Genomic DNA, 21,440 nt, shown 5'->3' with positions numbered 1-21,440 from the left:
GACCCCATGCGTCTTTCCCATGAGCGTTTTTCCGTCATAAGTGCTGCCACCATCCTGGCGTTCAGCCTGGCTGCTTGCGGCAAGAAGGAAGAGGGTGGCGGCCCCGGCGGCATGATGCCGCAGGTCAGCGTCGTCACGGTCCAGCCGCAGCGCACGCCCATCGTCTCCGAACTGCCGGGCCGCGTCGACGCGGTGCGCGATGCGGAGATCCGCGCGCGCGTCACCGGCATCGTCGAGAAGATCGCCTTCGAGCAGGGCGGCGACGTCAAGAAAGGCCAGAAGCTCTTCAAGATCGATCCCGCGCCTTATCAAGCCTCTTATGACCAGGCCACGGCGCAACTGAAGCAGGCGCAGGCCGACCTCTTCAGCGCCAAGGTGCTGGCCGAGCGCTACGCGCCGCTGGTCAAGGCCAACGCGGTCAGCAAGCAGGAGTACGACAACGCCGTGGCCTCGTTCCGCCAGGCCGAGGCCGCCGTCGCCGCCGCCCGCGCCACGCAGACCTCGGCGCGCATCAATCTCGACTACACCGACGTCACCTCGCCCATCGATGGCCGCATCGGCCGTCCGCTGGTCACCGAAGGAGCGCTGGTCGAGTCGGGCTCGGCCACGCAGATGGCGCTGGTGCAGCAGCTCGATCCGGTCTACGTCGACCTGACGCAGTCCACCTCCGAACTGGCCGACCTGCGCCGCGCGCTGGCCTCGGGCAAGTTGCAGAGGGTGGGCGACGGCGCCCGCGTTACCGTGCTGCTGGAAGACGGCAAGCCCTACGAGCAACCCGCCAAGCTGCTGTTCACCGGCATCACGGTCGACCCGTCGACCAGTCAGGTCACGCTGCGCGCCGAGGTGCCCAACCCGGGCAACGAGTTGCTGCCCGGCATGTACGTGCGCGTGCGCGTCGAGCAGGGCGTGGACGAGAATGCCCTGCGCGTGCCGCAGCAGGCCCTGCAGCGCACGCCCGACGGCAAGCAGAGCCTGATGGTGGTGCGCGACAACAAGGTCGCCCAGATTTCCGTGTCCACCGGCAACGTGGTGGACAACGAATGGGTGATCACGGACGGCCTGAAGGCGGGTGACGTCGTCATCGTCGAAGGCTTCCAGAAGATCCGCCCGGGCGCGCCCGTGCAGGCCACGCCCTGGAAGAAGGGCGGTGGCGCGGGGCAACCAGGGCAACCTGGCGCCGGCCAGCCGCCCGCCGCGCAAGGCCAGCAACAGGGCCAGCAAGGCCAGAAATGAGCGGCACGCGGCGCATGACGCGCCGCGTTCCCCGTCCGTGAGCAGCGCTTTACGAGTCAGCCGACATGCCGCAATTTTTCATCGACCGACCGATCTTCGCCTGGGTGGTTTCCTTCTTCATCCTTCTGGTGGGGATCCTGGCGGTCAACAACATGCCGATCTCGCAGTACCCGGACGTCGCGCCGCCTGCCATCCAGATCACCGCGACTTACCCCGGCGCCTCGGCCAAAGAGGTATCCCAGTCCGTCACCAGCATCATCGAGGACGAACTGAACGGCGCCAAGGGCCTGCTGTACTACGAATCGGTCAGCGATGCGTACGGCCAGGCCCAGATCACCGTCACCTTCGCGCCGGGCACCGATCCCGACCTGGCGCAGGTGGACGTGCAGAACCGCGTGTCCAACGTCTCGGCGCAACTGCCGCAGGCGGTGGTGCAGCAGGGCCTGCGCTATGAGAAGACCAGCGCCGGCTTCCTGATGATCGTCACGCTGTCGTCGGTCGATGGCTCGATGGACCAGACGGCGCTGGCCGACTACGTCAAGCGCAACATCCAGAATCCGGTGTCGCGCGTCACGGGCGTCGGCCGCTTCCAGTTGTTCGCCGCGCCGCGCGCCATGCGCGTCTGGGTCGACCCGAACAAGCTGGTCGGCTTCAACATGAGCATCGCCGAGGTCAACCAGGCGATCTCCAACCAGAACGTGCTGATCTCCGGCGGCACCATCGGCCAGCCGCCCAACCCCGACAGCCAGCGCGCCACGGCGACCGTCATCGCCAACGGCCAGTTGTCCACGGTCGAGGGGTTCGGCAACATCCTGCTGCGCGCCAATGCCGATGGCTCGCGCGTGCTGCTGCGTGACGTGGCGCGGGTCGAGGTGGGCGCCGACAACTACCAGTTCGGCGCGCGCCTGAACGGCAAGCCCACGGCGGCCTTCGCCATCGTGCTGGCCCCGGGCGCCAATGCCCTGGCCACGGCCGAGGGCGTGAAGAAACAGATGGACGAACTGTCCAGGTTCTTCCCGTCCAACATCAAGTACGACGTTCCCTACGACACCGCGCCGTACGTGAAGGTCTCCATCACGCAGGTGCTGCACACCCTGGGCGAAGCCATGGTGCTGGTGTTCCTGGTGATGTTCCTGTTCCTGCAGAACGTGCGCTACACGCTGATCCCCGCGCTGGTGGTGCCGGTGGCGATGCTGGGCGCTTTCGCGGTGATGCTGGCGCTCGGATTCTCCATCAACGTACTGACCATGTTCGCCATGGTGCTGGCCATCGGGATCCTGGTGGACGACGCCATCGTGGTGGTCGAGAACGTCGAGCGCATCATGGTCGAGGAGGGCCTGCCGCCCAAGGAGGCCACGAAGAAGGCCATGCCGCAGATCAGCGGCGCCATCGTGGGCATCACGCTGGTGCTGATCGCGGTGTTCCTGCCGCTGGCCTTCATGAGCGGCTCGGTGGGCGTCATCTACCGCCAGTTCTCGGTCGCCATGGCCGTGTCGATCTTCTTCTCGGCGTTCCTGGCGCTGAGCTTCACGCCGGCGCTGTGCGCCACCATCCTGAAACCCATCCCCAAGGGCCAGCATCACCAGAAGCGCGGCTTCTTTGGCTGGTTCAACCGCAAGTTCGACGCCACCACCCACGGCTACCAGAACTGGGTGTCGCGCACCCTGCACAAGGGCGGGCGCATGATGCTGGTGTTCGCCGTGCTGGTGGTCGCGCTGGGCTGGCTGTACCTGCGCATGCCGTCGTCGTTCCTGCCCGAGGAAGACCAGGGCTACGTGATCAGCAACATCGAACTGCCGGCGGGCGCCTCGGCCAACCGCACCGTCGAAGTCATCGAGCAGGTGGAGGCCTATTTCCGCAAGGTTCCCGCGGTGCAGAACATCATCACGGTGCAGGGCTTCAGCTTCAACGGCAGCGGCCTGAACGCGGCCATCGCCTTCACCACGCTGAAGGACTTCGACGACCGCAAGGGTGAAGAGAACAGCGCGGGCGCCATCGCGGGCGGCGCCATCGGCAACCTGTTGATGGGCATCCACGACGCCATGGTCTTCACCGTGGTGCCGCCGGCCATTTCGGAACTGGGCAATGCCAGCGGCTTCGACTTCCGCCTGCAGGACCGCGCCAACGCCGGCACCGAAGCGCTGGCCGCGGCCACCGCGCAACTGATGGGCGCCGCGATGCAGAGCCCCAAGCTGGCCCAGGTGCGCATCACCGGCCTGGGTCCGGGCGCGCAGCTCAGCCTGGAGATCGACCGCCAGAAGGCGGCGGCGCTGGGCGTCGACTTCGCGGAGGCCGCCAACCTGCTGTCGACCGCCGTGGGTTCCTCCTACATCAACAAGTTCCCCAACCAGGGGCGCATGCAGAACGTGTGGGTGCAAGCCGACCAGAAGTACCGCATGCAGGTCGAGGACGTGCTGCGCCTGAACGCGCGCAACAGCAGCGGCGGCATGGTGCCCCTGTCGTCCTTCGTCACGGCCAAGTGGGTCCAGGGGCCGGTGCAGGTGGTGCGCTACAACAGCTACGAGTCGATCCGGATCGGCGGCGACGCCGCGCCCGGCTACACCTCGGGCGAGGCCATGGCCGAGATGCAGCGCCTGATGGGCGAGCTGCCGCCGGGCTTCGGCTACGAATGGAGCGGCCTGTCCTATCAGGAAATGCAGGCCGGCAGCCAGGCGCCCATCCTGATGGCGCTGGCGCTGCTGGTGGTGTTCCTGGTGCTGGCCGCGCTGTACGAAAGCTGGGCCATCCCGCTGTCGGTGATGCTGGTGGTGCCCTTGGGCATGCTGGGCGCCGTGGCGCTGGTGTCGGCCATGGGCATGTCCAACGACGTGTACTTCCAGGTGGGCATGGTCACGGTGATCGGCCTGGCGGCCAAGAACGCCATCCTGATCGTGGAATTCGCCAAGGACCAGTACGCCCGCGGCATGGGGCTGCGCGAGTCCGCGGTCGAGGCGGCGCGCCTGCGCTTCCGTCCTATCCTGATGACCTCGCTGGCCTTCATCCTGGGCGTGGTGCCGCTGGCCATGGCCAGCGGCGCCGGCGCCGCCAGCCAGCGCGCGGTGGGCTACGGCGTGCTGGGCGGCATGCTGGCCGCCACGCCGTTCGCCGTGCTGTTCGTGCCGACGTTCTTCGTGGTGGTGCTGGGCCTGTTCAAGTCCAAGCCGCGCCTGCTGGGCGCCGAAGCGAAGGCGTTCGAAGCCGAGCAGGCCGCCAAGCGCGCCGAAGAACAACAGGCCGCCGGCCAGGCGGCCGATCCCCACGCGCCGCGCAACCCGCAAGGCGGCCAGGAGAACAAGTAATGATGGCCCGTTCCATGACCCGGCCCCAACTGGCGAAGTCCGCGCGCGGCGTGCTGGCGACTGCACTGGTCGCCGCGCTGGCGGGCTGCTCGCTGGCGCCCGACTACAAGCGTCCCGACGCGCCCGTGCAGGCCACGTATCCCGACCAGCCCAAGGTGCAGTTCGGCGACTACCAGACGAAGGCATCCGTCAACAGCCAGCCCGCGGCGGCGGTGGCGCCGGCCGGCGCCTACGCCGCGGCCGACATCGGCTGGCGCGAGTTCTTCCGCGATCCGCGCCTGCAGAAGCTGATCGAACTGTCGCTGGCCAACAGCCGCGACCTGCGCGTGGCCGTGCAGCGCGTCGAGGAGGCGCGCGCGCAATATGGCGTGCAGCGTGCCTCGCAATGGCCCAGCATCGGTGCCGGCGTGCAGGGCACGCGGCAACGCCTGCCCGCCAACATGCGGCAGGGCGGGCCCGATTCTCCCTCGATCTCCAGCCAGTATCAGGCCGGCCTGGGCCTGACGTCGTTCGAGATCGACCTGTTCGGCCGCCTGCGCAACCTGTCCGAGGCCGCCTATCAGCAGTACCTGTCGACCGAGCAGTCGCAGCGCAGCGTGCACATCACCTTGGTGGGCGCGGTGGCCGAGGCCTACTTCAACTTGCGCGCCGCCGACGTCCAGCTCGACCTGACCCAGCAGACGCTGGCCTCGCGCCAGCAGTCCTACGACCTGGTGAAGACGCGCTTCGACGGCGGCGTGGCTTCCGAACTGGACCTGAACCAGTCCAAGTCGCTGCTGGACACGGCATCGGCCAACCTGGCGCAACTGGCGCGCACCCGCGCCCAGGCGCAGAACGCCCTGGTGGTGCTGACCGGGTTGCCCAGCCTGCCCGCCGACCTGCCGGCGCCGCTCGAATTCGGCCGCGACCAACTGGTGGCGTCCGTGCCGTCGGGCCTGCCGTCCGACCTGCTCGAACGCCGCCCGGACATCCTGGCCGCCGAAAACCAGCTGAAGGCCGCCAACGCCAACATCGGCGCGGCGCGCGCGGCATTCTTCCCGACCATCTCGCTGACGGGCCTGCTGGGCTCCACCAGTTCGTCGCTGGGCGATTTGTTCAAGGGCGGGCAGGGCTTCTGGAGTTTCTCCCCGTCGATCCAGACGCCGATCTTCGCGGGCGGCAGTGTGCGCGAGGGCCTGAATCTGGCGCGCGCGCGCGCGATAATATCGCCGTGTCGCAATACGAGCAGACGATCCAGCAGGCATTCCGCGAGGTCGCCGACGCGCTGGCCGGAGAAGCCACCTACAATGCCCAGCTCGACGCCCAGCGCGCCCTTCAGGTGTCGTCGGCGCGTACGCTGGAACTGTCGGACATGCGCTATCGTGGCGGCATCGACAGCTTCCTGCAGGTGCAGACCGCGCAGGTGGATTTCTTCAACGCGCAGCTCTCGCTGGTGCAGACCGGGCTGGATTCCCTGGTCAACCGCGTCGAGCTGTACAAGGCGCTGGGCGGCGGCTGGAATGAAACGACCGTAGCCGCGCAGCCCGCGCCGCAAACGGCATCTCAGCAACAATGATAGAACTCGGCGTCAATATCGATCATGTAGCCACCCTCCGTCAGCAGCGCCACACGCCTTACCCCGATCCGGTACAGGCGGCGCTGCGGGCCGAGGATGCGGGCGCCGACCTCATCACCCTGCACCTGCGCGAAGACCGGCGCCACATCCAGGACGCCGACGTGCATGCCATCCGGCCGCTGCTGCGCACGCGCATGAACCTGGAATGCGCCATCACGCGCGAGATGCTGGACATCGCCTGCGCCGTCCGGCCCAGCGACGTCTGCCTGGTGCCCGAGAAACGCACCGAACTCACCACCGAAGGCGGCCTGGACGTGGTTGGCGGTTTCGCGGCGGTGTCCGATGCCGTGGCGCAACTGGCCGAAGCCGGCATCCGCGTGTCGCTGTTCATCGATCCCGAACCCGCCCAGATCGACGCCGCCGTGCGCGCCGGCGCGCCGGTCATCGAACTGCATACCGGGGCCTATGCCGAAGCCACCCAGCCCGGGCAAGAGCAGGCCGAACTGGCGCGCGTGCGCGCCGCCGTGGCCCACGGCCTGCGCGCCGGGCTGCGCGTCAATGCCGGCCACGGGCTGCATTACGGCAACGTGTCGGCCATGGCCGCCATCGACGGCATCGCCGAACTGAACATCGGCCATGCCATCGTGGCGCAGTCCGTGTTCGATGGCTGGGAAAAGGCCGTGCGCGACATGAAGGCGCTGATGGTGCAGGCGCGCCTGCAGGCGCAGCGCGGCGGCGAGCGCGGCGGCCAGCGCGGCGGCGCCTGATCCCCTGCTGGCCGTTCGCCGAACCGGTCCGCCATGCCCCGCACCGCCGCCATCGCTCCCGACGCTTCCAGCGAACTGTCCGCCGTCGACCTGACGGCGGTCGTCTGCGAGCTGGAGGAAGACATCGTCCTGGGCCGCCTGCATCCGCGCGAGCGCCTGATCGAGGACGACCTGATGCGGCGCTTCAATCTGAAGCGCCACGTCGCGCGCACCGTGCTGGGCGAACTGGCGCTGCTGGGCCTGGTCGAGCGGCGCAAGAACATCGGCTGCGAAGTGCGCGCCTTCTCGCCGCGCGAAGTGGCCGATCTCTACCAGATGCGCGAACTGCTCGAAACCGAGGCGGCCCGCCATCTGCCTTGTCCGCTGCCGCAGGCCGCCCTGCAGGAGCTGATCGCCATCCAGCGCGAGCACGACGCGGCCGTGGCGGGACTGGACCCGCGCGCGGTGTTCCGCAGCAATGTGCGTTTCCACCAGGCGTTGTTCTCGCATTGCGAGAATACGGTGCTGGCCCGGGCCATCGTCGAATACGCGCGCCAGACGCATGCCATCCGCTTCAGTTCGCTGGCCGACGCGCGCTATCGCGAACGCGCGCGGCAGGAACACTGGGCGATGATCGAGGCCCTGAAAGCGGGCCGGCGCGATGACCTGATCCGCCTGTGCCGCGACCACCTGGCGCCGTCGCGCGACGCCTATCTGGCGATGAACCGCCACCTGGCCTCTTGAATCTTCCTGGCGGTCCGCACGCGGCCGCCTCCGGGCCGGCGCGGGTCTCCGGGATGCCGCCAGGACGGGCAGGCGGGCACGCCCGAAGCGCCCTGGCGCCCGCGCAGGCCTCGCGTATCATTCGTCTATGCACGCTTGCGTGCCTGTCCGTTTCCTTACCCCGCGCCCCGTTCCTGCGATGTCCATGCCCGACGACTCGACCGCCTCGATTCCCCCCGCTCCCGGCAGCATCGCCGGCATCGGCATGGACCTGATCCGCGTCGACCGCATCGAGCGGGCGCTGGCGCGGCACGGCGACCGTTTTGCCCGGAAGATCCTGGGCGCCGAGGAACTGCAGAAATTCCACGCCCGCCGGCAACGCGATCCGGCGCGCGGCATCCGCTTCCTGGCCACGCGCTTCGCCGCCAAGGAGGCCTTTTCCAAGGCGATCGGGCTGGGCATGCGCATGCCCATGACCTGGACGCGCGTGCAGGCGCTGAACGCGCCGGGCGGCCGTCCGGTACTGGTGCTGTCGCCGGAACTGCGCGCCTGGTATGCCGAGCGCTATGGCGCGGCGCATGTCTCGCTGACCGACGAATCCGACATGGCCGCCGCCTACGTGGTGGTCGAGCACCGTCCCGCCGCCATCGCGGCCGGGCTGGCCGCCGCACAGCGCCAACACCAAGGAGCCGCCCATGGCGCGCCGTAGATCCAAGCACGTCCTGCCTCCCGGTCCCGTCGTGGTCGACGTGGCCGGCACGCGGCTGACCAAGGAAGAGAAGCGCCGCCTGCGCCACCCGCTGGTGGGCGGCGTCATCCTGTTCGCGCGCAACTTCGAGAACCGCGAGCAACTGTGCGAACTGACCCGCAAGATCCACGAGGCGCGCGAAGAGCCGTTGCTGATCTCGGTGGACCACGAGGGCGGCCGCGTGCAGCGTTTCCGCGACGACGGCTTCACCGTGCTGCCGCCCATGCAGGCGCTGGGCCGCGCGTGGGACCAGGACCCGCTGGGCGCCATGCGCATGGCCACCGCCGCGGGCCATGTGCTGGCCGCCGAACTGCGCGCCTGCGGCGTCGATTTCACCTTTGCGCCCGTGCTCGACCTGGACTACGGCGTCAGCAAGGTGATCGGCACGCGCGCCTTCCACCGCGACGCCCGCGTGGTCGCCATGCTGGCGCGCGCGCTGTCGCAGGGCCTGGCCTCGGCCGGCATGGGCGCCTGCGGCAAGCATTTTCCGGGCCACGGCTGCGTGGGCGCGGATTCGCACCACGAGATCCCCGTCGACCCGCGCACGCTCGAACGCATCATGACCGACGACGCCGCGCCCTACGGGTGGCTGGGCGAGCACGTGCTGCCGGCCGTGATGCCGGCGCACGTCATCTATCCCAAGGTCGATTCGCAGCCGGCCGGTTTCTCGCGCCGCTGGATCCAGGAGATCCTGCGCGGCAGGCTGGATTACGAGGGCGTCGTGTTCTCCGACGACCTGACCATGGAAGGCGCCGCGGTTGCCGGCGACATCCTGGGCCGCGCCCAGGCCGCCCTGGCCGCAGGCTGCGACATGGTGCTGGTGTGCAACCGCCCAGACATGGCCGACGATCTGCTGGCCCGCCTGGAATTCACGCCCAGCGCCGAATCGGTGGCCCGCATCCGCCGCCTGGCGCCCAGTCGCCGCGCCCTGAACTGGGACTCCCTGCAGGCAGACAGCCGTTATCAGCATGCCCGACGAATTCAATCTCAAATCGTTCCTGTCTGACCTGCCGCACCTGCCGGGCGTGTACCGGCACCTGGATGCCGCGGGCGAGGTGATGTATGTCGGCAAGGCGCGCGACCTGAAGAAGCGTGTCTCGTCGTATTTCCAGAAGACGCTGTCCAGCCCGCGCATCGCGCAGATGGTGGCCAGGGTGGCGCGCGTGGAGGTCACGGTCACGCGCTCCGAGGCCGAGGCGCTGCTGCTGGAAAACAACCTGATCAAGCGCCTGCGCCCGCGCTACAACATCCTGTTCCGCGACGACAAGTCGTATCCGTACCTGCTGATCACGGCGCACAAGTACCCCCGCATCGCGTATTACCGAGGCTCGACCAGCCGCGCAGGCCAGTTCTTCGGCCCGTTTCCCAACGCCTGGGCGGTGCGCGAGACCATCCAGATCCTGCAGAAGGTGTTCCGCCTGCGTACCTGCGAGGACACCGTCTTCGCCAACCGCTCGCGCCCCTGCCTGCTGCACCAGATCGGCCGCTGCACCGCCCCCTGTGTGGATGCGATCACGCCCGAGGCCTATGACGGCGACGTGCGGCGCGCGGCGCGCTTCATGAACGGGTCGGCGCAGGAGGTGCTGGGAGAAATCGAGGCGCGCATGCTGGAAGCGTCCATGGACCTGCGCTTCGAGGAAGCCGCGGCGCTGCGCGACCAGATGGGCACGCTGGCGCGCGTGCTGCATCAGCAGACCATGGAAAGCACCAACGGGGAAGAGGACACCGACGTCATCGCCGTGGCCATCGCGGGCGGCAAGGTGTGCGTGAACCTGGCCATGGTGCGGGGCGGCCGCCACCTGGGCGACAAACCGTTCTTTCCCACCCATGCCGAGGGCGAGGCCGCGGCCGACGTGCTGGAGGCCTTCGTGGCCCAGCACTACGTGGAAGGGGCGATGCCGCCCGTGCTGGTGTGTTCCCACGCGCTGCCCGACACGGACCTGACGGTCCTGCTGGCCGAGCAGAGCCAGGCGCGTCCGCCGCGCGTGCTGACGCGCCCGCAGGGCCTGCGGCGCTCGTGGCTGGAGCAGGCCCAGAAGAATGCCGAAATGGCCCTGGCCCGGGCCCTGACCGAATCGGGCGCGCGCGCCTCGCGCACGCTGGCGCTGGCCGAGGCCCTGGACCTCGATACCGACGAGACCGCGCTGGACGCGCTGCGCATCGAGTGCTTCGACATCAGCCATACCGCCGGCGAGGCCACGCAGGCTTCCTGCGTGGTGTACGAACACCACGACATGCAGCCTTCGCTGTATCGGCGCTACAACATCGTGGGCATCACGCCGGGCGACGACTACGCCGCCATGCGGCAGGTGCTGACGCGCCGCTTCGGCAAGGTGGCCGATGGCGACGCGGTCATGCCGGGCCTGGTGCTGATCGACGGCGGCAAGGGGCAGGTCGAGGTGGCGCGCCAGGTCTTCGTCGAGTTGGGCCTGGACATCCAGGCGCTGGTGGGCGTGGCCAAGGGCGAGGGCCGCAAGGTCGGCCTGGAAACGCTGGTGTTCGCCGATGAGCGGCTGCCGGTGGCGCTGGGCAAGGAGTCCGCCGCGCTGATGCTGATCGCCCAGGTGCGCGACGAGGCGCACCGCTTCGCCATCACCGGCATGCGCGCCAAGCGCGCCCGCGCGCGCAACGTGTCGCGCCTGGAGGAGATCGAGGGCGTGGGCGCGCGGCGCCGCCAGCGGCTGCTGGCGCGTTTCGGCGGATTGTCGGGGGTGACCTCGGCCAGTGTGTCCGACCTGGCGTCGGTGGACGGCATCTCGGATGAACTGGCCGAACGCATCTACGAGGCGCTGCACGGCTGAGGCCTTCCGAAGGATATCGCCCCCACAGGCCCCATTCCGCGTTCTGGACGCCATCACCCTGAGGTAGCATAGGAACACTATGCCAATAAATGTACCGATCATCCTGACCTGGCTGCGCATCGCCATGATCCCGCTGGTGGTGGGATTGTTCTACATCCCCGAAAGCTGGATGGCCATCGAGACGCGCGATACGCTGGCGGCCTGGGCGTTCATCATTGCCGCCCTGACCGACTGGTTCGATGGCTGGCTGGCGCGCCGCTGGAACCAGACCTCGGCCTTCGGCGCCTTCCTGGATCCCGTGGCCGACAAGCTGATGGTCTGCGCCGCGCTGCTGGTGCTGCTGGACCTGAACCGCGTCGACGCCTTCATCGCGCTCATCATCATCGGCCGCGAGATCACCATCTCGGCGCTGCGCGAGTGGATGGCCAAGATCGGCGCCAGCGCCAGCGTGGCCGTGCACCGCCTGGGCAAGTTCAAGACCGCCGCGCAGATGATCGCCATTCCCTGCCTGCTGTACGCGCGTCCGCTCCATGGCGTCGACCTGCGCTGGGTGGGCTTCTGGCTGATCATGGTGGCCGCGGTGCTGACCGTCTGGTCCATGCTGTATTACCTGCAGCGGGCCTGGCCGGCCATCCGCGAGAAAGCGCAGTAGCAGGAACGCGCGGGAGTAGAATCCGTTACGCGGCCTTCAGGGCCGCGTAATCCATTTCAGGTCCTGAGAACCCGACGCGGCGCATCAGACGCCAGCGCGGGCAAGACATGACGGAGGGGCTCGCGGCCGCCGTCCCGCAGACAATCCCGACGCGTCCATGCGCGCGTCCCCAGGGCGGCCATCGGCCGCAAGTACCCATGACCACCGCCGCAGATCCCGCATTGCTCGACACCCCTTTCCTGCGCCGCCGCGATTGGCAGATCATCATGCTGATCGGCGTGGCCCATGCCAGTTCCCATTTCTTCCAGTTGGTGCTGCCGTCGCTGTACGTGGCGCTGGGGCGCGAATTCCAGCTGGACTTCGCCGAGCTGGGGCTGCTGGTGTCGATGTTCTATGTGGTGTCCGGCCTGGGACAGGCCTCGTCCGGCTTCGTGGTCGACCGCATCGGGGCGCGGCCCGTGCTGTGGTTCGGCCTGGCGTGCTTCGTGCTGTCGGGCATCCTGATCGGAGCGGCCACCGGCTACACCATGCTGGCGCTGGCCGCCGTGATGGGCGGGGTGGGCAACTCGGTGTTCCACCCGGCCGACTATTCCATCATGAATCACCGCATCAGCCCGGCGCGCCTGGGCCATGCCTTCAGCACCCATGGCCTGACGGGCAACCTGGGCTGGGCGCTGACGCCGGTGTTCATCGGCACGATTTCCGCCCTGGCGGGCTGGCGCGTGGCCGCCTTCAGCGCCGCGGCGCTGGTGGCCGTGGTGCTGGGGCTGACGATTCTGGGCCGCAATCTGCTGGGCGATCCGGCGGGCAGGCCCGTGGCTGCAAGCGTCGTGGGCGGCGCGGCGCAGGCGCCTTCCCGCTCCCAGGAAAGCGCGTGGCAGACGCTGCTGGCCCTGCTGGCGCGGCCGGCGCTGTGGGGCGCCTTCCTGTTCTTCGCGTTCTCGTCGATCGCGCTGTCCTCGGTGCAGAACTACACGATTCCGCTGCTGGACCATTTGTATGGCCTGTCGGTGCTGGCGGCCAGTTCGGCGCTGTCGGGCTATATGGTGGCATCGGCCGTGGGCATGGCGGCGGGCGGTTTCCTGGTGTCGGCCACGCCGCGCACCGAACGCACGGTCATGCTGGCGCTGATCTGCGCGGGGGGGACGCTGGTGGTGCTGGCCATGGGGTGGCTGCCGCCGTTGATCGCCGCGCCGATGGTCGCGGTGGCCGGGTTCTGCTCGGGCATCGCCGCCCCGTCCCGGGACATGCTGATCCGGCGCGTCACGCCGCGCGGGGCCACGGGATCGGTGTACGGGCTGGTGTACTCGGGGATGGACGCGGGGGCCGCGTTGGGGCCGCTGGTGTTCGGGTTGCTGCTGGATGCGGGGCTGTCGCATGGCCCGTGGATCGGGGCGGGTGCGGCGTTCGTGATCGCGGCGTTTCTGGCGCAGTGGATTGCGCGGCAGGCGCGGCGAGTGGAGGTCGTGGCGGCTTGATCGCCATTCAGTGATCGTTCTTTTTAGACGATCTTGGATCGGCGGGGATGGGGCGCGGTCGGTGTTCTTCTGGTCGCCGCAGCCGTTCCGGAGAAGTCCCGTCCTCGCGCTTTCGCGCTGCGGGCGCGACTTCTCCGGAACGGCTGCGGCTAGCAGCCGCTTCAATCGGGCGGCCGTGCTCTCCTGCGCTATTCAAGGGCAAATAGTCAGGGCTGAGTATTTGCGGTGTCGTTCAAGCACGCTGATTTATCGTGCAGACCGGCGCCGACGTTGATTCGGCCGAATGCCGATAGGATGCCGACACGGTTGGCGTCCAAGCCGAACCATTCGAGGAACGGCGCGACGCCGCCAGGGCGTCGCCTTCCCTTTCCCTTTCTCTATTACTGCCGTGCCGTGCGCGATTCCGCGATCACGGGCGTGGCGGCGTTGCTGCGCCACGGGTTGATGTCCAGGCCGCCGCGACGGGTGTAGCGGGCGTAGACGGTCAGTGCTTCGGGAGCGCAGGCGCGCATCAGGTCGGTGTAGATGGTTTCGACACAGTGTTCGTGGAAGCCGGCGTGTTCGCGGAAGGAGACGATGTACTTCAGCAGCGACTCGCGGTCGATGGGGCGGCCGCGGTAGCGGATCTGCACGCTGCCCCAGTCGGGTTGGCCGGTGACGGGGCAGTTGGATTTCAGCAGGCGCGAACACAGGGTTTCTTCGACCACGGGGCCGTCCTGGCAGCGCAGCAGTTCGGGCGCGGGCTGGTAGGTGTCTATTTCGACGTCCAGCTTGTCCAGGTCGATGCCTTCCAACTCGGCGATCTGCTGGCGGGCGAAGTGCTGCGGCAGCATCATTTCCAGGGTGACGGGGGCGCCGGCGGCGGCGCTCAGGTCGCGCTCGAGCCTGTCGCGCAGGGCCTGGGCGTTGTCCAGGCGCGTCTGGTTGAACGAGTTGAGGTAGAGCTTGAACGACTTGGATTCGATCAGGTTGGGGCTGTCGGCCGGTACGGTGAAGGTGGCCATGGCCACGCGCGGCTTGCCCTTGGGCGTGAGCCAGGACAACTCGTACGCGGTCCAGATGTCGGCGCCCGTCCAGGCAGGCGGTTCAGCAAGTTGCAGCGACGCGCGGTTCTGCGCGCGGGCGATGGGGAACAGTACCGACGGGTCGTACCGGGAGGGATAGGAGACGGTTTGCCCCAGCGGGGCGTCTGACAGCGACATGGTTCAGCAGGCGGATGGCGAGCCTCCATTGTAGGCCCGCGCGGGGGTGAGAATTTCGTATGGTGAAACGCTGCTCGCGGCATGCGGAAATGCATGCCGCACTGCAACGGCCAGCCATTTCATGCCGGGAAATATCGTTCCGCATTGAGAAAATTGTATCGCAAGCTCCTGATTTTTATAGGTAAAAAATTTTGTCTTCTATAAGACAGAAACCCACGTTGCCGCGCAGCACGAGGAATAGACTTTTTCCCAACGGCGCGCGTTTTGCGCTGCTGTGTATCCCGCAGTTCCCTACCTGTCCAAATCGAGGAGTCATCATGAACCAACGCGATACCGAGATCCGCAAGCTGGAACAAGACTGGGCGCAGAATCCGCGCTGGGAAGGCATCAAGCGAGGCTACGACGCCGCCGAAGTGGTGCGGCTGCGCGGCTCGCTGGCCGTCGAGCACACACTGGCCCGCCGCGGCGCCTGCCGCCTGTGGGAACTGCTGCATGCCGAGCCCTTCGTCAATTCGCTGGGCGCGCTCACGGGCAATCAGGCCATGCAGCAGGTCAAGGCCGGCCTGAAGGCCATCTATCTGTCGGGCTGGCAGGTCGCCGGAGACGCCAACCTGGCCGGCGAGATGTACCCGGACCAGTCGCTGTATCCCGCCAACTCGGTGCCGCAGGTCGTGCGCCGCATCAACGCCTCGCTGACCCGCTGCGACCAGATCCAGTGGATGGAAGGCGTCAATCCGGGCGACGAAGGCTACATCGATTTCTTCGCGCCCATCGTGGCCGACGCGGAAGCCGGTTTCGGCGGCGTGCTCAATGCCTATGAGCTGATGAAGGGCATGATCGAGGCCGGCGCCGCCGGCGTGCACTTCGAGGACCAACTGGCCTCGGTGAAGAAGTGTGGCCACATGGGCGGCAAGGTGCTGGTGCCGACCCGCGAGGCCGTCGCCAAGCTGATCGCCGCGCGCCTGGCCTCCGACGTCATGGGCGCCCCGACGCTGTTGCTGGCCCGCACCGACGCCGATGCCGCCGACCTGGTCACCAGCGACGTGGACGAGAACGACCGCCAGTTCATCACGGGCGAGCGCACGGTGGAAGGCTTCTTCCGCACGCGCGCCGGCATCGACCAGGCCATCTCCCGTGGCCTGGCCTACGCCGAGTACGCCGACCTGGTGTGGTGCGAGACCTCGACGCCCAACCTGGAATACGCGCGCAAGTTCGCCGAAGCCCTGCACAAGCGGTTCCCGGGCAAGCTGCTGGCCTACAACTGCTCGCCGTCGTTCAACTGGAAAAAGAACCTGGACGACGCCACCATCGCCAAGTTCCAGCGCGAGCTGGGCGCCATGGGCTACAAGTTCCAGTTCATCACGCTGGCCGGCTTCCATTCGCTGAACTACGGCATGTTCGAGCTGGCCCACGGCTATGCCCGCCGCCAGATGAGCGCCTTCGTCGAGCTGCAGCAGAAGGAGTTCGCGGCGGCCGAGCGCGGCTTCACCGCGGTCAAGCACCAGCGCGAGGTCGGCACGGGCTACTTCGATGCGGTGACGCAGACCATCGAGGGTGGCCGCTCGTCGACCACCGCGCTGACCGGCTCGACCGAGGAAGCCCAGTTCCATCACGACGAGGCGCCGGCGATGCGCGTGGCCTGATGACCTGACAGAGCAGTGGAGGGCGGCGAGCCCGTTTGCCGTCTTTCTTTCGGCGCCCGATGGGGCGCCGTTTTTTATTGGGGGGCCGGGGGCGTGCCGGTGGGCGTGCCGAGCTTGCGGATGCGGGTGAGCAGCACGTCTTTCAAGGCCAGGCTGGCCTGGCGCAGCTCGAAGTCGATCTGCAGGTGCAGCCAGAAGCGGGCCTCCATGCCGAAGAACGCGCCCAGGCGCACGGCGGTGTCTGCCGTGACGGGCCGTTTGCCGTTGACCAGTTCGCTGATGCGGCTGGGCGGCACGTCAATGTCCGCCGCCAGGCGGCGCGCGGTGATGCCCAGCGGTTTCATGAACGCTTCCCGCAGGACTTCGCCGGGGTGGATGTCGGGAAGAGGGGCCGGGGTGGGGCCGGTCATGAGGGGGATCCTGGTGGATAGTCCACGATTTCGACATCGTGCGCGCCGTCCATGCGCCAGATGAAGCACACACGGCATTGCGCGTTGATGCGGATGCTGTGCTGGCCCGCGCGATTGCCTTTCAGGGCTCCGAGGCGGTTGCCTGGCGGAACGAGCAAAGTTGCGAGCCAGTTCGCGGCGTGCAGCATCAACCGCTTTCGGCGGGCGACCCGCTGGATGTTGGCGAAGCGGGGCACGGCAAAACCAAGGAAGAGCGTTTCGGTGTCGAGACAATTGAACGAGACGATCACGGAATATTCCGTAGAACAGAACCTGCAAAGGAGAATTCTCGGTGGGAAGAGAGCGGTATCCTGGGGCAAAAGGGGTGTCGCGTCTGGAGGGCAGTGCTGTTTTCAGCATCGGCAATAAAAATATCTTGCTATTTAATCGTGCACGATCTAATATGAATTCCATCATGAACACGCAAGCCTCTCTCTCCCCCTCGCTGCTGCTGGACAACCAGTTGTGCTTTGCGCTGCATTCCACCACGCTGGCGCTGCACAAGGTGTACCGCAAGCTGCTGGCCGGGTTGGGGCTGACGTACCCGCAGTACCTGGTGATGATGGTGCTGTGGGAGCAAGACCAACTGACGCTGTCCGACATCGGCAAGCGGCTGTACCTGGATTCCGCCACGCTTACGCCGCTGCTGAAGCGGCTGGAGTCGGCGGGCCTGGTCACCCGGGTACGAGCCGAGCACGACGAGCGCCAGGTCATCATCAGCCTGACGGAGCAGGGCCGCGAACTGCAAAGGCAGGCGCTGGCGGTGCCGCGGGAACTGGTCTGCGCCATGGCCTGCACGCCGGACGACCTGCAGCGGCTGAAGCAAGAGTTGGAAGTCTTGCGCGGCCATCTGGCGGCGCACGAGTAAGACGCGGGACTGATTCAGCCTTATCCGCTTGACGAATTAAATAGTGCACGATTTAATAGCTAACGATTTTTAAACGAACCGGTCCCGATGCGGCACATCCGTCTCGGGACGCCACAGCAAGATCTTTTACGCAAGTCCCTCTACCTTCAAGGAGCCTCACCATGTCCGTCGAAAAAGTCCTGTACCGTGCCCACGCCCAAGCCACCGGTGGCCGCGATGGCCGCGCCACCTCGTCCGATAACGTGCTGGACGTCAAGCTGACCACCCCGCGCGAACTGGGCGGCGCTGGCGGTGACGGCACGAACCCCGAGCAACTGTTCGCCGCCGGCTACTCGGCCTGCTTCCTGGGCGCCATGAAATTCGTGGCCGCCCGCGACAAGATCGCCATCCCGTCCGACGTGTCGGTGCAGGGTTCGGTCGGCATCGGCGCCATCCCCAACGGTTTCGGCATCGAAGTCGAACTGAAGATCTCGCTGCCGGGCATGGACCGCGAAGCCGCCCAGACGCTGGTCGACCGCGCGCACATCGTGTGCCCGTACTCGAACGCCACGCGCGGCAACATCGACGTCACGCTGACCCTGGCCTGATGTTTCCCGTCCACGCGAGCCCGGCGAAGGGCTCGCGGGACGGCTCCCCTGGGCGCGCCCCGGCTCTGGCCGTGGCGCGCCTTTCTTCATGGGATGATGGGCCACGCGCGCCGGACGGACAGCGGCCGCCGGCGCATCCGGCACCGGCGCCGTGGCTCGCGCTGGGTGGCCCGGCCGTCGCGCTGACGCCTGGCTGACCGATCCTGGCCTGCGTGAAACAGACTTGTTCGCCACGGGAACCAATCCTGCCATGCATGCAAAGTAGAATCCCGCAAGAAAGTTCACCCGCGGGCTGTGGGCGCCCCACGCGTGCCCGGTCCGCCGCTATCCCGAGGTGTGCGTGCAGCCAGTCATATCCGTGCAGGGCCTGTCCAAGCAATACAAATCCGGACACCAGGCCCTAAAGAACATCAATCTGGACATCCGGCGTGGCGAGATCTTCGCCCTGCTGGGCCCCAACGGGGCGGGCAAGACCACGCTGATCAGCATCATCTGTGGCATCGTCAACGCCAGCCAGGGCACCGTGCTGGCCGACGGCCACGATATCGGCGCGAACTACCGCGAGGCGCGCAAGGCCATCGGCCTGGTGCCGCAGGAACTGACCACCGACGCGTTCGAGACCGTGTGGAACACGGTGACGTTCAGCCGTGGCCTGTTCGGCATGCCGCCCAATCCCGCGCACGTCGAAAAGGTGCTGCGAGACCTGTCGCTATGGGACAAGAAGGACACGCGCATCATGGCGCTGTCGGGCGGCATGAAGCGCCGCGTGCTGATCGCCAAGGCGCTGTCGCACGAGCCGCGCATCCTGTTCCTGGACGAGCCCACCGCCGGCGTGGACGTCGAGCTGCGGCGCGGCATGTGGGAAATGGTGCGGCGCCTGCGCGAGAACGGCGTCACCATCATCCTGACCACGCACTACATCGAAGAGGCGCAGGAGATGGCCGACCGCGTGGGCGTCATCCGGCGCGGCGAGATCATCCTGGTCGAGGAAACGCGCACGCTGATGCACAAGCTGGGCCGCAAGCAACTGGTGCTGTCGCTGGCCGAACCGCTGGCGGCGCTGCCCGACGCGCTGCGCGGCGAGCCGCTGGAACTCTCGGCCGATGGCCAGCAACTGGTCTACACCTACAACGACCAGCAGGAAGGCGGGGGCGGCATCGCGGCCCTGCTGCGGCGCGTGGACGACGCCGGCATCGTCTTCAACGACCTCAAATCCTCGGAAAGCTCGCTGGAAGAGATTTTCGTCAGCCTGGTGAGCAAGGAATCATGAACTGGTACGGCATACGCGCAATCTATCTGTTCGAGATGGCCCGCGCCTGGCGCACGCTGGCGCAGAGCGTGGCGTCGCCCGTGATCTCGACGGCGCTCTATTTCGTGGTGTTCGGTTCGGCCATCGGCTCGCACATGGTCGAGATCGGCGGCGTCAGCTACGGCGCCTTCATCGTGCCCGGCATGATCATGCTGGCGCTGCTGACGCAGAGCACGGCCAATGCCTCGTTCGGCATCTACATGCCGCGCTTCTCGGGCACCATCTACGAGATCCACTCGGCGCCGGTGTCTTACGTCGAGATCGTGATGGGCTATGTCGGCGCGGCCGCCAGCAAGTCCATCATCCTGGGCCTGATCATGCTGGCGACCGCGCGGCTGTTCGTCAGCTTCGGCATCGCGCATCCGTTCGTGATGATCCTGTTCCTGGTGCTGACCTCGGTCACCTTCAGCCTGTTCGGCTTCATCATCGGCATCTGGGCCGATGGCTTCGAGAAGCTGCAGATCATTCCGCTGATGGTCATCACGCCGCTGACCTTCCTGGGCGGCACGTTCTATTCCATCGACATGCTACCGCCGTTCTGGCGCACGGTCACGCTGTTCAACCCGGTGGTCTACCTGGTCAGCGGGTTCCGCTGGAGCTTCTACGGCATCTCGGACGTCAGCGTGTCCGTCAGCCTGGGCATGACCGTGCTGTTCCTGGTGGTGTGCATGGTGATCGTGCGCTGGATGTTCCGCACCGGCTACCGCATGAAGCAGTAGGCGCGGCGGGGCGCGCGGCCGTCCGCCGCCGCGCCCTCAGCCATCGGCGCGCGGGGCCTGCCGCCCCACGCCGCCATGCGCGTCCAGCAGGCGCTCGCGCCAGGCGCGTACGGTTTCGTCGTCCTCCCGCAGCAGTTCCACCGGGCTGACGCAGCGCGCCCACATGAACATGCCGAACACGGCGTAGTCCGCGTAGGCCGGCGCATCGCCCGCCAGATACGGCTGTTCGCGCAGCGTATGGCGCAGCGGCAGCAACACGCGATGCAGCGCTTCCAGATGCGCGGGTTGCTCGGCGCGCAGCGCCTGCAGGCTGCCCATGCGCTTCTCGCGCGATTCCACGAAATAGGCCCGGTCCGCCGCGTCCAGGCGCGCGGGAATGTCGGCCACGATGATCTTGGCCACGGCGGGCAGCAGCGCCGTGTCGGCCCAGCCGTTGGCAAAGCGCGCCAGGGCCCGGGCCTGCGGACCGCCGAACAGCGCGGGCCGGTCGGGGTACTGTTCTTCCAGGTGGCAGGCGATCCGCCAGGAGTCGTTGACCCACGCGTCGCCGTGCACCAGCACCGGCACCAGCCCCTGGCCCGTGAAGGCGATGCGATCCTTGTCGCTGAAGCGCCACGGCAGGCGTTCCGCCTGCAAGCCCTTGTGCGCCAGCGCCATGCGGGTCTTCCAGCAATGCGGACTGAAGCGGACGTCCGGATCCTCACCCGCCAGTTCATAGAGTGCCAATTGTTCGGTCACCGTGGTCTCCTGTTTTCATGCCGCTTTCGAAAGGGGGATCGGGCAAGGATAGCAGGAGGAGGGCGACGCCTGGACAAGCCGCCGGGCGTGCCCGCTACGTCCCGCTTTTCCATTGCTGCGCCGCCGCATCGGAATTCCGGATCGGGCGCTCAAAAAACAGCCACAATGCGCAGGCATGCCGAAAATAACGAAGGGAGAGGAGAATGGCTACCACCTACGAGGGCGGGTGCGCCTGTAGCGCCGTGCGCTTTCGTCTTACCAGTGAACCCATGTTCGTGCACTGCTGCCACTGCACCGAGTGCCAGCGGCTGACGGGCAGCGCCTTCGCGATCAGCGCGCTGATCGAGGCGGACCGCGTGCACATCCTGCGCGGCACGCCGCGCGCCCGTGTCCTGCCTGCCGATGCGGGCCGCACCCGCACGATCTTCCGTTGTCCCGATTGCGGAGTGGCGTTGTGGAGCCACCATTCCGACCTGGGCGAGCGGGTGGCGCTGGTGCACACGGGCACGCTGGACCAGGGCGACGAACTGCCGCCGCAGGCGCATTGCCATACGCAGTCGAAATTGCCCTGGGTGATGCTGCCGCCCGGCATCCATGCCGCCGAGGCGCACTATGAACTGGATGCCTGTTGGCCAGCGTCCAGCCTGGGCAGGTTGGACGCCGCATTGGACGCCTGACGACGCGGCGCGA

At 67.5% G+C, this 21,440-nt stretch carries 19 protein-coding genes and 1 pseudogene; 16 read left to right on the top strand and 4 right to left on the bottom strand.

The window, feature by feature from the left end:
* Nucleotides 1–6: 6 nt before the first annotated feature.
* From A6745_RS20020 to A6745_RS19975, 10 genes and pseudogenes are all read left to right on the top strand, one after another.
* The gene (locus tag A6745_RS20020; protein ID WP_066130976.1) at nt 7–1,233 is read left to right on the top strand and encodes an efflux RND transporter periplasmic adaptor subunit; all 1,227 of its coding nucleotides are present in this window, start codon (nt 7–9) and stop codon (nt 1,231–1,233) included.
* A gap of 65 nt (nt 1,234–1,298) precedes the next feature.
* On the top strand, nt 1,299–4,532 hold the full coding sequence (locus tag A6745_RS20015) for an efflux RND transporter permease subunit (RefSeq protein WP_066130975.1): 3,234 nt from the start codon (nt 1,299–1,301) through the stop codon (nt 4,530–4,532).
* Between the two features lie 14 nt (nt 4,533–4,546).
* Nucleotides 4,547–6,087, top strand: a pseudogene (locus A6745_RS20010) (efflux transporter outer membrane subunit).
* Complete coding sequence (pdxJ, locus tag A6745_RS20005; RefSeq protein WP_066130974.1) at nt 6,084–6,854, top strand: pyridoxine 5'-phosphate synthase; 771 nt, start codon at nt 6,084–6,086, stop codon at nt 6,852–6,854. The pseudogene A6745_RS20010 and the gene pdxJ overlap by 4 nt, the downstream one beginning before the upstream one ends.
* 33 nt (nt 6,855–6,887) lie before the next feature.
* On the top strand, nt 6,888–7,577 hold the full coding sequence (locus tag A6745_RS20000; RefSeq protein ID WP_066130971.1) for a GntR family transcriptional regulator: 690 nt from the start codon (nt 6,888–6,890) through the stop codon (nt 7,575–7,577).
* A gap of 184 nt (nt 7,578–7,761) precedes the next feature.
* On the top strand, nt 7,762–8,265 hold the full coding sequence (acpS, locus tag A6745_RS19995) for a holo-ACP synthase (RefSeq protein WP_407922741.1): 504 nt from the start codon (nt 7,762–7,764) through the stop codon (nt 8,263–8,265).
* A complete protein-coding gene (nagZ, locus tag A6745_RS19990) occupies nt 8,252–9,310 on the top strand; it encodes a beta-N-acetylhexosaminidase (protein WP_066130969.1) in 1,059 nt (352 codons plus the stop codon). The genes acpS and nagZ overlap by 14 nt, the downstream gene beginning before the upstream one ends.
* Entirely contained in the window at nt 9,273–11,105 is a 1,833-nt protein-coding gene (uvrC, locus tag A6745_RS19985) for an excinuclease ABC subunit UvrC (RefSeq protein ID WP_066130968.1), read from the top strand. The genes nagZ and uvrC overlap by 38 nt, the downstream gene beginning before the upstream one ends.
* Before the next feature lie 79 nt (nt 11,106–11,184).
* Nucleotides 11,185–11,757 carry a CDP-diacylglycerol--glycerol-3-phosphate 3-phosphatidyltransferase gene (gene pgsA, locus A6745_RS19980; protein WP_066130967.1) on the top strand — a complete coding sequence of 191 codons (573 nt, stop codon included), beginning with the start codon at nt 11,185–11,187 and terminating at the stop codon, nt 11,755–11,757.
* Between the two features lie 197 nt (nt 11,758–11,954).
* On the top strand, nt 11,955–13,235 hold the full coding sequence (locus A6745_RS19975) for an MFS transporter (RefSeq protein ID WP_066130964.1): 1,281 nt from the start codon (nt 11,955–11,957) through the stop codon (nt 13,233–13,235).
* Nucleotides 13,236–13,615: 380 nt separating this feature from the next.
* Here the strand turns inward: A6745_RS19975 and queF are convergent, their stop codons facing one another.
* On the bottom strand, nt 13,616–14,437 hold the full coding sequence (gene queF / locus A6745_RS19970) for an NADPH-dependent 7-cyano-7-deazaguanine reductase QueF (RefSeq protein WP_066130963.1): 822 nt from the start codon (nt 14,435–14,437) through the stop codon (nt 13,616–13,618).
* 317 nt (nt 14,438–14,754) lie between these two features.
* Between queF and aceA the strand changes: the two genes are divergently transcribed.
* A complete protein-coding gene (gene aceA / locus A6745_RS19965; protein ID WP_066130962.1) occupies nt 14,755–16,080 on the top strand; it encodes an isocitrate lyase in 1,326 nt (441 codons plus the stop codon).
* Nucleotides 16,081–16,154: 74 nt separating this feature from the next.
* Here the strand turns inward: aceA and A6745_RS19960 are convergent, their stop codons facing one another.
* Together A6745_RS19960 and A6745_RS19955 are read right to left on the bottom strand one after the other, a co-directional pair.
* Nucleotides 16,155–16,490, bottom strand: a complete 336-nt coding sequence (locus A6745_RS19960; protein ID WP_066130959.1) for a HigA family addiction module antitoxin — start codon at nt 16,488–16,490, stop codon at nt 16,155–16,157.
* Nucleotides 16,487–16,780 carry a type II toxin-antitoxin system RelE/ParE family toxin gene (locus tag A6745_RS19955; protein WP_066130955.1) on the bottom strand — a complete coding sequence of 98 codons (294 nt, stop codon included), beginning with the start codon at nt 16,778–16,780 and terminating at the stop codon, nt 16,487–16,489. The genes A6745_RS19960 and A6745_RS19955 overlap by 4 nt, the downstream gene beginning before the upstream one ends.
* Nucleotides 16,781–16,944: 164 nt before the next feature.
* Between A6745_RS19955 and A6745_RS19950 the strand changes: the two genes are divergently transcribed.
* The 4 genes from A6745_RS19950 (at nt 16,945) to A6745_RS19935 (ending at nt 20,012) form a co-directional block, all read left to right on the top strand.
* A complete protein-coding gene (locus tag A6745_RS19950; protein WP_197488196.1) occupies nt 16,945–17,397 on the top strand; it encodes a MarR family winged helix-turn-helix transcriptional regulator in 453 nt (150 codons plus the stop codon).
* A 161-nt stretch (nt 17,398–17,558) separates the two neighbouring features.
* Nucleotides 17,559–17,984 (top strand): organic hydroperoxide resistance protein, encoded by a 426-nt coding sequence (locus A6745_RS19945; RefSeq protein ID WP_066130949.1) that lies wholly within the window; start codon nt 17,559–17,561, stop codon nt 17,982–17,984.
* Nucleotides 17,985–18,324: 340 nt separating this feature from the next.
* Nucleotides 18,325–19,254, top strand: a complete 930-nt coding sequence (locus A6745_RS19940; RefSeq protein ID WP_066130944.1) for an ABC transporter ATP-binding protein — start codon at nt 18,325–18,327, stop codon at nt 19,252–19,254.
* Complete coding sequence (locus tag A6745_RS19935; protein WP_066130943.1) at nt 19,251–20,012, top strand: ABC transporter permease; 762 nt, start codon at nt 19,251–19,253, stop codon at nt 20,010–20,012. Before A6745_RS19940 ends, A6745_RS19935 begins: the two co-directional genes overlap by 4 nt.
* A 36-nt stretch (nt 20,013–20,048) precedes the next feature.
* Here the strand turns inward: A6745_RS19935 and A6745_RS19930 are convergent, their stop codons facing one another.
* Complete coding sequence (locus tag A6745_RS19930) at nt 20,049–20,750, bottom strand: glutathione S-transferase N-terminal domain-containing protein (RefSeq protein ID WP_066130940.1); 702 nt, start codon at nt 20,748–20,750, stop codon at nt 20,049–20,051.
* A gap of 203 nt (nt 20,751–20,953) precedes the next feature.
* Between A6745_RS19930 and A6745_RS19925 the strand changes: the two genes are divergently transcribed.
* Nucleotides 20,954–21,427 carry a GFA family protein gene (locus tag A6745_RS19925; protein ID WP_066130937.1) on the top strand — a complete coding sequence of 158 codons (474 nt, stop codon included), beginning with the start codon at nt 20,954–20,956 and terminating at the stop codon, nt 21,425–21,427.
* The last annotated feature ends 13 nt before the right edge of the window (nt 21,428–21,440 follow it).

The organism is Bordetella ansorpii (assembly GCF_900078705.1).
GTDB classification, from domain to species: Bacteria; Pseudomonadota; Gammaproteobacteria; order Burkholderiales; family Burkholderiaceae_B; genus Bordetella; species Bordetella ansorpii_A.
This window is presented reverse-complemented; position numbering and strand designations above follow the sequence as displayed.